The following is a 10,453-nucleotide window of genomic DNA, read 5'->3' as shown; positions in this document are numbered from 1 at the left end:
TATTTGGTAAAAGCATTACTTTGTAGGTTTTAATCATCTAAATAATATCTAAATCAGATGGTGTTATATAGGCGGGTTTTAAGATATTATTTTTATCCCAATTTCTTAAAGTTTGTGTAGTTTTATCTATTAATTGAGCAAATTTCCCAATACTATAATATGCCATTTAAAATCACCTCTATATGCAATAAGAGTATAAAGTCTATAAGTTGTATATAATAGATATTTGTAAAATATTTTTAGCTGTTTTTCGCCTCCATAAAAAAATTAATCCTCTTGGCAAGCAGTCAAGAGGTTATAAAAAACCATAGAATATAATTTTCATATCCTGCCCCCTATCGACCGTAGAGTAAGGTGTTTAGCACAGGCAGGTCTTCTGACTTAGGTTCATGGATACCGTAGCCTTCCCAAAAAACTCAGTGGCAAATTTACAGTATCTTCCCATTACAGCGGCGGGACCGTGCAGGATTTACACCTGCTTCCCTTTTTAGCCAAAACTAATCGGCACCTGTGCATAAAATATTTAATTATCAACATATAGGCATTCTGATTTTATCTCATACTATATATTGTGTCAATTCTCTCCTGTGATTATGAAAGGAGTTTATCCGGTATATTCTAAGCTTCTTTAACCTATAATATACTTTTCATATTTTTTTAATTTAGCAATATCGATTTCGCCTTTAATTTTTACACCCTCGTCTAGATATTCGGTCTCGCTGATTGCGCTGTTTTGGTGTATCTCATTTAATGCCGAAGCATTGTCATAAGGTATTAAAAGCTCGGCTTTGCGACGATTGGAAGGCAACATGCGGCATATGGCATCTAAAAGTTTATCGAGGTTTTTGCCGGTAAGCGCTGAAATTCCTATAGTGCTGTCTTTATTGTATCCCTCGATAAAAATAGCTGTATCTCCCGTTATATCTATTTTGTTTATTGCAATTATTATAGGTGTTTTTTCTACGCCAAGTTCTTTTAATACTGAGTTCACCACTGCAATATCTTCTTCAACGGTGGGGCTTGACCCATCTGCCACATGAATTAAAAGATCTGCTTCTTTTACTTCTTCCAAAGTTGCGCGAAAAGCATCTACTAATTGATGAGGAAGTTTCCTTATAAAGCCAACCGTATCTGATAAGAGAACTTTTCGCCCATCTGGTAGAATAAGGCCTCGAGTTGTAGTATCAAGAGTCTCGAAAAGCCTATCGCCAGTCTTTACGCCGGCATTCGTCAGGGCATTCATTAAAGTAGATTTCCCTGCATTCGTGTAACCTATAAGGCTTATCACCGGATAGGCGCGAGACTGAGTAATAATTTTGCGGCTTTTTTGTATGTCTTCCAGTTCTTCTTTTAAATGGTGAATTCTACGGCGAATATGCCGCCTGTCGGTTTCCAGCTTAGTTTCGCCGGGTCCCCGAGTTCCAATTCCGCCGCCTTCCTGAGAAAGTTCTATCCCTTTCCCGGTAAGCCGAGGCATCATATACTGAAGTTGAGCAAGCTCCACCTGTATTTTACCTTCAGAAGTCTTAGCTCTTTGAGCAAAAATGTCGAGTATCAGCATTGTTCTGTCGATTATCTGGACACCTGTAAGATCTTCCAGATTTCTAATTTGGACAGGCGAAAGCTCATCATCGCAAATAACAGCATTTGCTCCAAGGGTTTTTACTGCTTGCGCCACTTCTTCAGCCTTGCCTTTCCCCACGTAATATGCAGGATCAATTTTATTTCTTTTTTGTACTGCTTCTCCAACCACTTCGACTCCCGCTGTCTCTGCTAAAAGTTTCAGTTCTTTAAAGGAGTCCTCATCGGATATATCATTCAACATGCCTAAAAGCAGGGCTTTTGTGCTTTTGTTTTCAGTTGAAATCATTACAACACCTCTTATATATTATTACATACGGCTTTACTGCCTCACCCTTTCCAACCATTTAGCAGCACCATGGGCATAAGCTGCAGCTCCTATGGGAAGGCACTCTTCATTAAATACGACTTTTGGATGATGGCCTCCGTAGCGATATCCTTCTTCCGGGCTCCCTGTCCCTATTACGAAGAACATCGACGGAACTTTGGCTGCAATTTCGGCAAAATCTTCAGATCCGGTCATTCTCTCCTCTGTCTGAGCCACGTTTTTTTCACCCAGCAGTTCTTTTAGGGCTTGGCCGATTATGTCTGCCATTTCAGGATCCACTTTAAGAGACGATACCGAACCTTTGTAATTAATATCCGCATTTCCACGAAATGTTGAAGCTACTCCATTCGTAACTTCATCTATCCTTTTGAGAACAAACTTCCTTGTTTCTTCATTAAATGTCCGCAAAGTTCCTTCTAAAACAGCCTTTTCCGGAATTACATTACCTGCTGAGCCGGACTGGAATTTTCCAACGGTCAGAACCACCATTTCCTCCGGATTTACCTCGCGGCTTATAATCTCTTGCAGTGCCAAGTGCAGATGAACACCCATGTTAATGGGGTCAACGGAAAGCTGCGGGCATGCCCCATGGCTGCCAAGTCCTTTAAGCGTAATTATAAAGTAGTCGGCAGATGCGGCAACCACACCCTTGTTATATCCTATAAATCCAGTTGGCAGAAGTGGTATTACATGGGCAGCCATTGCTGCATCTACTTTTGGATTTTCGAGAATGCCATCTCTAATTAAGGCTTTTGCACCTTCAAGAGTTTCTTCACCGGGCTGGAAAACCAGCTTAACGATGCCCTCTAATTCTTCTTCAGATTCTTTCAGCATCTTAGCCGCACCGAGAAGTATGGCCGTATGTAAATCATGGCCGCAGGTATGGGCGCATTTGCCGCGAGCCGCAAAGGGTAGGCCGCTTTCTTCCTCCATGGGAAGGGCATCCATATCGGCTCGAAGCAGTATTACTTTGCCATCTGTTTTCTTGCCTACAGTAGCCGTTACCCCGTAACCGCTTATCAATTTGGGTTCATAGCCCATTTCCTTAAGTTTTTCAACCACAAAAGCACTGGTTTTCGGAAGTTCCATTCCAAGTTCAGGAATTTGATGTAAATACCTGCGATTTGCAATTATTTCTTCTTTTATTTCCATTGCTCTTTTTAGATAATCCATTTATAAATTCTCCTTTGGTATAATATATTATCTCTCCAATACAGCATATGCGCGGGTAAAGCCGCCGTCAGATTTATCTATGAGAAGAGGGGCTGCAGAGAAAAATACCCGCGGCCTATCTATTTTATCAAGATTATTAAGATTTTCTATTATAGGTATTCCGTTTCCCATCAATATTTTATGGACAGGTGCCTCTGTGCTTTCAACGGGATCCGGAGAAATAAAATCAATGCCCAGCGCTTTAATGCCAAGTTTTACTAAGGCTTGCGCCAGTTCCTGTGAAAGATAAGGCGAATCATCGATATACTTTGGGTTGCCCCAGTATTTGGAATACCCGGTTTTTAAGAGGACTATATCTCCTCTTTTTATTTCACAATTTTTTAGCACCTCTTTTCCAATCGGCTCTTTTCTTTCTACCGGAGCATTTACAATAACTGCATCACCTACAAAAGTATCCAACGGAATTTCATCTAAGGTTTTCGCCCCCTTTATGCAGTGGGCCGGGGCATCACAGTGCGTGCCAACATGAACACCTGCATGAAATTCTGTAATCCTAAAGCCTCCATTGTCTATCTGCGCGATTTGCTTAATTGTAATAGGCGCAGTTCCGGGGAAAAGCGGCATACCAACTTTATAGCTCTGGGAAAGATCTACAATCCTCATAGTAACCCTCCTTCTTATATGGATTTTGCAAGCTTAGATTCTGCGGACTATCTTGTCTCTTGCAAAGGTATCGAAGGTTATAGTTTGCCTGGCTTCGTCTAAATCTCTACAATATTCTTCGAGAAACGCTAGTCGCCTCACTATCGTTTCTTTCTCAACCATTGTGATATTTTCTCCCTTTCTCTTCTAATCTTTTTAGCGCCTGATTGTAATACAGATCATAGAAATATTTTCTGTCAAAATACTCTTCCCGTTTTTTAACTTCAAAAGATACGCGCCTTTCTGTATTCTTATCTAAAATTATTTCCTTGCCAAGCATTACTTGATGTATAAAATATGGATCAGCAGTTTCTAAATCTACGACATCAATTTTTAATTTTAATAGATCTTCTAAATCATTGGCAATTTCTAGTTTTCGCTCAAAGCGGTCTAATAGGGGTAAGCCTTCGGTAAACAATATAGCAATATCTACATCACTGCCTTTCGTTGCCCTGTTTTTTGCAACAGAACCAAATAAATAAACAGTAGAAATATCTTCTCGATTTATAAAATATTCTTTTACAATTTCGATACAATCTTTTTTATTCATACAAAGATGCCTCTTTTAGCAAGTTATTCTTAAATTGCCTTTTCAATAATACTCATTATTGCGTGGGCGACTCCTGACATGTCATTTGAAAGTGTCACATAATCCGCTGCTTCTTTAACTTCCTCTTCTGCATTTTCCGGCGCAATGGCAAGGCCGGCAACTTCAAACATGCTAATATCGTTATGGCTGTCTCCAAAAACAACAGTTTCTTTAGGCAAAATACCGAGCTTATCGCATAAAATCAAAAGGGCGTTTCCTTTTGATGCACCGCTTCGCATAATATCAATCAGTCCTTTGCCGGAACTTACTATAGTTAAGCTGTTATCTTGATTTATGTCATTATCTAATTTTTCTATAATTTTATCTTCTTGGCTTGCAATTAATATTTTTATTATTTTATCTCTTGAGATATCCAAATCCCTTATTTTATATGTTTTGGCACGCAATTCTTCTTTTACACTTTTATTGTAGTTCATCACTACGTTTACCCGCTGTGAATCTTCGCTATAATATATTGCATCAGGGGTATATACCAGATAGTCGAAATAGTTGGTCTTACAGTAATTTATAACTCTTGCAGCTATATCCGATGGTATTAATTTTTCGTAGAGGACTCTTTTTCGGCGGACATCTTTTATAAGGGCACCATTACAAGCTATCAAAGGTGTCTTAATGTCAAGATCATAAATATATTTTGCCGCAATAAGATCATGTCTTCCTGTAGCTATTGCAAACTCTATACCTGCATCTTTTAGCATATTAACGGCTTTTTTATTTTCTTGGCTTATCTCTTCAGCCGAGTTTAAAAGTGTTCCATCTAAATCACATACAACAAGTTTATATTTTATCGACATTTATTACGCTCAATCCTTTTAAGTAAAATTTGCAAGTGTTTTATATATCTATTACATCGTCTTGATTTATAATATCCCGGCTTTCTACTACTTGGGTGTTTGCCCATCTGTCCCCAAGCCTTCTGCCCTTATCATCGCTTATAACAAGTACGGCTTCAACTATTACCATTACAAATTCGATAATTCCTCCTACAACCCAGCCTATAATAGGAACTATACCAAAAGCACTGCCTATAGCAAGGGGCAGATTTCTTTTTAGTGATATTGTCCAATCAATATCACTGCCGTCAAAGGAAACCACTTCAAGTCCCATGACCTTTTTGCCCAAACTGCGGTTTTTGAAGTCCGGATTCTTCGTTATTTCAAAAGCTATTGCATCCTTAGTTAAGAGATAAACTGCGCTTACCAAGGCTCCCAGTATAGGAATATAGACGAAAAGGCTTGCAACGATATCGTCAATTAGCAAGGCAATAAATCTTTTAAACAGGTCCGCCTTTTTGTACTGCATAATTAATCCTCCTCTACTTTAAGATATTTTCATAAACTCTTAAAAAATTTTCTCCATAAATAAGCTTGATTTCATTATCGGAATATCCTCTTGCTATAAGTTCTTCTGTAAGCCTGTAAATATCAGGATATCCATTTACTACATCATAATCCTCGTCTTCTTTTTTGCTCTTTGGATCCGTATTATGCCCAAATATTTTATCGCAAAAGTCGAATCCAAGGCCAATATGGTTTATTCCGGCTATGCTTTTCAAATGATCTATATGGTCTGCCAAGGCTTTTATATCCGCATGGCCTTCTGCGACTATTGAGCTTACACCGTTAATACCTATTACACCATCTGTTTTGGCTATGGCTTTTATTTGTTCATCGCTTAAGTTTCTCATTATTTTGTGGAGGGCTCGGCAATTGGAATGAGATGCTATCACAGGTTTTGTTGTGATTTTCATAACATCCCAAAATCCCGCCTCATTTAAATGGCTTACATCTATTATCATACCAAGTTTTTCCGCTTCTGTTACAACTTCTTCGCCAAATTTTGAAAGGCCGTTCTTTTTATCCTCTATTTTAGAAAAACTACATCCGTCCGCGGCGAAGTTTCGCCTTGACCAAGTAATTCCAACGCCTCTTACTCCAAGTTCATAAAAAAGTCTTAGAAGGCTTATATCATTCATCAAGGGATCTACTCCTTCAAAAGATAAAAGGATACCTATCATTTTGTTATCTAATGCATCTTTTACATCAGCATAGCTTTTTATAAATTTGATCTTATCCCCTGATTCATCAAGCTCTGAGTAAAAAGCGCTAATTTGATCTAATGCCTTTCTAAGCCCAAGTTCCGGAAGATAATCTTCGGTGATATATATTGATGAAACTATGATATTTGCTCCGCCTTCCTTAAAATCCGGCAGATGATATGTCTCTATTATCTGTTTTTCGCCTTTTCTTCTCCTTTTTTCAACATCCCAAAGCAAATCCAAATGTGCATCTACTATAGTAAAATTTTCATGGATGCTCTTTATATGCTCCTCTAATTCCTTTTGCATGGGCAGACCTCCGATTTCAAAGTATATAATCTTTTACATAGGTAATATGAATTTTGCGATCATTACAAAGTGCAGCAGTGAGCCTATAGAAATAAATATATGAAAAACCTCGTGAAAACCAAATTTATTGGGAATAAAGTTGAAAATCTTCGTAGCATATATTATTCCCCCGACGGTGTAAGACAGACCTCCTAAAAACAGAAGCAGCATGGCTTCTTTTGGATAAGCCTGGATTAAGCGGGACATTGGAACGATAGCCATCCAACCGAGGATGATATAAAACATTGTTGAAACCCAACGTTGAATCCCCAAAAAAAATATCTTTATTATTATGCCTACTAGCGAAAGTCCCCAAATAGCCGCAAGCATGGCCCATCTCCATGTTCCTTCGAGACCATAATAGAGGACAGGCGTATATGTGCCTGCAATTAAGATAAAAATCGATATATGATCGAATTTTCTCAGTATAAGCTGCTTTTCAGGTGTAGTGTTTGCCCAATGGTAGGCTGTGCTGGCTCCGTAAAGAATTACAATGCTTGCTCCGTAAATTCCCATTGTCGCAAGCTTTGCAAGATCACCATAGGAAAATATAATTAAATAGACAAGTCCTACGATTCCTGCTAAAAATGTAATAAAATGCGTCCATGTATTGACCGGTTCTCTCATTTATACTGTGTGCCTCCTAAATTTCTGGATATGCTGCAAAGTCTATATATAGTTATTCGGCATAATGTGAACAATTCCTCTAAAATAATAATGAACAACTTTTATTTAGAAAGTTTATCTATTATCTTGATTATCTCATCAATCTTTTGCTTTTTATCTGATGTTTCATCTGAATCAAAAACCTCGGTTACACAATGTTTCAGATGGGCATCAAGCACCTCTTGATTTATATTCTTTAAAATTGCTATAGACGCCATAAGTTGATTTGAAATATCAATACAGTAGCGATCATCTTCTACCATCTTTATAATACCGTCTATCTGCCCTCTTACGGTTTTTAACTTTTTTAAAACCCTTTCCCTGTCAGCTCTCAAATTTCATACCGCCTCTTTTATGGATACTACTTCATATCCGGCTTCTTCTACTGCATGTTTTAGAACCTCGTCAGCCACCGGATTCGAGGATTCAACCTCAGCAAGTCCGCCATCCAAATTCACTGTCGCTTTAACTCCGTCTATTGCGTTTAAAGCCTTTTCTACTCGCATCTTGCAGTGCTCACACATCATACCTTTAATTTCTAAAACCTTTTTCATTTTTTCAATCTCCTTTTCTTCACTTTTATTTTGTAGCAAATTGTTTTCCGAAATTCTAATCACTGATACCTGCCCTCTGACATCACACAGATTATCACACTGCGATATAGGCAAGGCAGAAGGTTTAAATTTGCGAAGCCTTAGTGCATTTGTCACGACAAAAACCGAACTCATACTCATGGCAGCTGCGCCAATCATTGGAGTAAGTTTTATATGGTAAGCAGGATATAAAACCCCGGCAGCAATTGGAATGCCTAAGATATTATAGAAAAATGCCCAGAAAAGATTCTGCTTTATATTCCTGATTGTAGCTTTTGAAAGCTCTACTGCTGTAACGGCATCCATTAAATCGCTTCTTATTAGCACAATATCTGCAGATTCGATTGCTACATCCGTTCCGGCGCCTATGGCTATACCTACATCAGCTCTTGCCAAAGCGGGCGCATCATTTATTCCGTCGCCTATCATAGCAACTTTTTGTCCTTTGTTTTTAAGCTCTTGGATTTTTTTATCCTTTTCATGAGGCAGTACCCCTGCTATTGCTTCATCAATATCTAGTTGGCGTCTTATGGCTTCTGCTGTGTTTTGGTTATCTCCTGTAAGCATAACTACCTTAATGCCCATCTGTTTAAAACGCTGAACCGCTTGGCGGCTGGTAGGTTTTATCACATCAGCTACGGCAATAATCCCCAACAAGGTATTATTTTCTCCAAAATAAAGGGGAGTTTTGCCTTCTTTTGAAAGGCGAGCCGAAAGCTGCTCAGCAACCGCTGTGTCAATTTTCTTTTCTTTCATAAACTGCTCGTTTCCTGCAAAATATGGTATCCCATCAATATATCCTTCCACGCCTTTGCCGGGAATAGATTTGAATTCATTAATTTCAATCAGTGGAGTTTCTTTTTCTCTGCAATATTTTAAAATAGCGTCTGCTAGAGGATGTTCTGAGTTCTTTTCTAATGCCTGAGCAATTTTCAAAAGTTCTTCCTCCGACTTTGCTTTATAAAGGGCAATATCCGTTACCTGAGGCTTGCCCTGAGTGAGAGTGCCGGTTTTATCCATTACAACAGTATCTATACTGCAAAGCGCCTCTAAAGCCTCCGCTGATTTTATTAATATGCCATGCTCTGCGCCCTTTCCTGTTCCAACCATTATTGCAACAGGTGTTGCAAGTCCTAATGCGCAAGGGCAGGATATAACCAAAACTGATATTCCCATCGATAAGGCAAATTCGAAGCTATAACCTGCTAAAAGCCATCCTACAGTCGTTACAAGCGCGATACCTATTACCGTAGGAACAAAGACAGCGCTTATCTTGTCTGCAAGTTTTGCTATTGGCGCTTTCGTAGCATTTGCGTCTTCTACCAGTGCTATTATTTTTGCCAGTGTCGTATCTTCTCCTACTTGAGTTGCTCTAAATTTAAAAGCTCCTGTCTTATTTATGGTGCCTGCGCTTACTTTATCTGTTGGTCGTTTTTCTACAGGCATACTTTCGCCGGTCAGCGCAGACTCATCTACAGCAGATTGTCCCTCGATTACCACACCATCTACCGGAATTGATTCACCGGGTCGAATTACTATTATATCTCCTACTCTGACTGATTCTACGGGAACCTCTTCTTCTATGCCGTTCTTTTCTACTCTAGCGGTTTTAGGAGCAAGATCCATTAATTTTTTAATTGCATCCGTAGTTTTCCCTTTTGCTCTGGCCTCTAAGAATTTCCCCACTGTAATAAGGGTTAAAATCATGGCCGCCGATTCAAAATAAAGATCATGATAGTATCTGTGAACTAATTCAAAGTTACCGGCACCTAAACCATAACTCATTCTAAAAATAGCAAAAACGCCGTATATAAGAGCCGAGCCTGAACCAATGGCTATAAGGGAATCCATGTTAGGATGGCCCTTAAATAAAGTTTTAAAACCTACTGTATAAAATTTACGATTAATGAACGCAATCGGTAGTACTAATAAAAATTGGGCAAAAGCAAAAGAGACGGCATTTTCCACGCCGGATAAGAAAGGCGGAAGAGGCAAGCCCAACATATGTCCCATCGATATATACATTAATGGTATGATAAACAGAATAGAAACCTTAAGACGGAGTTTCATATCCTCAATTTCTCTGTCTGCTGAAGTTTTTCCTTGAGCTTTTTGTGTCTCCTGCTTTGCTCTGCTTTTTTCTTTCAAAGATGCGCCATATCCTGCATCTTCTACTGCTTTTATTATCTCCTCGGGAAAAGTTGTTTCATCATCATATTCGACACGCATGCTGTTTGTTAAAAGATTTACTGTGACAGATTTGACACCGGGTAATTTCTTTACACTACGTTCTACCGCAGCTGAACAAGCAGCACAAGTCATGCCAGTTACGTTAAAATCCTTTTCTACGTACATTACCGAGCCTCACTTTCTATTACCCCCTCGGGGGTGTATGTGAGTACATTATAAAACTT

The 10,453-nt window shown here is 38.9% G+C and carries 10 protein-coding genes, 1 pseudogene and 1 riboswitch; all 11 genes and pseudogenes read right to left on the bottom strand.

The annotated features are described in order from the left end of the window. Positions 1–61 precede the first annotated feature (61 nt). Positions 62–166, bottom strand: a pseudogene (locus tag BUE08_RS08935) (IS607 family transposase); the annotation flags it as partial. A 183-nt stretch (positions 167–349) separates the two neighbouring features. Next, a riboswitch (cobalamin riboswitch) is annotated at positions 350–527 on the bottom strand. 101 nt (positions 528–628) lie between these two features. Next, on the bottom strand, positions 629–1,870 hold the full coding sequence (hflX, locus tag BUE08_RS08930; RefSeq protein WP_213997368.1) for a GTPase HflX: 1,242 nt from the start codon (positions 1,868–1,870) through the stop codon (positions 629–631). Between the two features lie 33 nt (positions 1,871–1,903). Then, positions 1,904–3,082 (bottom strand): M20 metallopeptidase family protein, encoded by a 1,179-nt coding sequence (locus tag BUE08_RS08925; RefSeq protein ID WP_281797014.1) that lies wholly within the window; start codon positions 3,080–3,082, stop codon positions 1,904–1,906. Between the two features lie 27 nt (positions 3,083–3,109). Next, positions 3,110–3,745 carry a cyclase family protein gene (locus BUE08_RS08920; RefSeq protein WP_213950659.1) on the bottom strand — a complete coding sequence of 212 codons (636 nt, stop codon included), beginning with the start codon at positions 3,743–3,745 and terminating at the stop codon, positions 3,110–3,112. Between the two features lie 154 nt (positions 3,746–3,899). Continuing rightward, positions 3,900–4,334: a type VII toxin-antitoxin system MntA family adenylyltransferase antitoxin gene (gene mntA / locus BUE08_RS08915; protein ID WP_059031210.1), complete on the bottom strand. Its 435-nt coding sequence runs from the start codon at positions 4,332–4,334 to the stop codon at positions 3,900–3,902. Between the two features lie 29 nt (positions 4,335–4,363). Then, entirely contained in the window at positions 4,364–5,188 is an 825-nt protein-coding gene (locus BUE08_RS08910) for a Cof-type HAD-IIB family hydrolase (RefSeq protein ID WP_281797010.1), read from the bottom strand. 40 nt (positions 5,189–5,228) lie between these two features. After that, positions 5,229–5,696, bottom strand: coding sequence for an RDD family protein (locus BUE08_RS08905; protein ID WP_281797008.1), 468 nt, complete (start codon positions 5,694–5,696; stop codon positions 5,229–5,231). 13 nt (positions 5,697–5,709) lie between these two features. Further along, on the bottom strand, positions 5,710–6,741 hold the full coding sequence (locus tag BUE08_RS08900) for a dipeptidase (protein ID WP_213996401.1): 1,032 nt from the start codon (positions 6,739–6,741) through the stop codon (positions 5,710–5,712). Between the two features lie 33 nt (positions 6,742–6,774). Then, positions 6,775–7,407: a PAQR family membrane homeostasis protein TrhA gene (gene trhA / locus BUE08_RS08895; RefSeq protein ID WP_213996400.1), complete on the bottom strand. Its 633-nt coding sequence runs from the start codon at positions 7,405–7,407 to the stop codon at positions 6,775–6,777. A gap of 101 nt (positions 7,408–7,508) precedes the next feature. Then, positions 7,509–7,781, bottom strand: coding sequence for a metal-sensing transcriptional repressor (locus tag BUE08_RS08890; protein WP_059031201.1), 273 nt, complete (start codon positions 7,779–7,781; stop codon positions 7,509–7,511). Positions 7,782–7,784: 3 nt separating this feature from the next. Continuing rightward, on the bottom strand, positions 7,785–10,394 hold the full coding sequence (locus BUE08_RS08885; RefSeq protein ID WP_286680766.1) for a heavy metal translocating P-type ATPase: 2,610 nt from the start codon (positions 10,392–10,394) through the stop codon (positions 7,785–7,787). Positions 10,395–10,453: the final 59 nt, after the last annotated feature.

Source organism: Tepidanaerobacter sp. EBM-49, assembly GCF_001896645.1.
In the GTDB taxonomy this organism is placed as follows: domain Bacteria; phylum Bacillota; class Thermosediminibacteria; order Thermosediminibacterales; family Tepidanaerobacteraceae; genus Tepidanaerobacter; species Tepidanaerobacter syntrophicus.
This window is presented reverse-complemented; position numbering and strand designations above follow the sequence as displayed.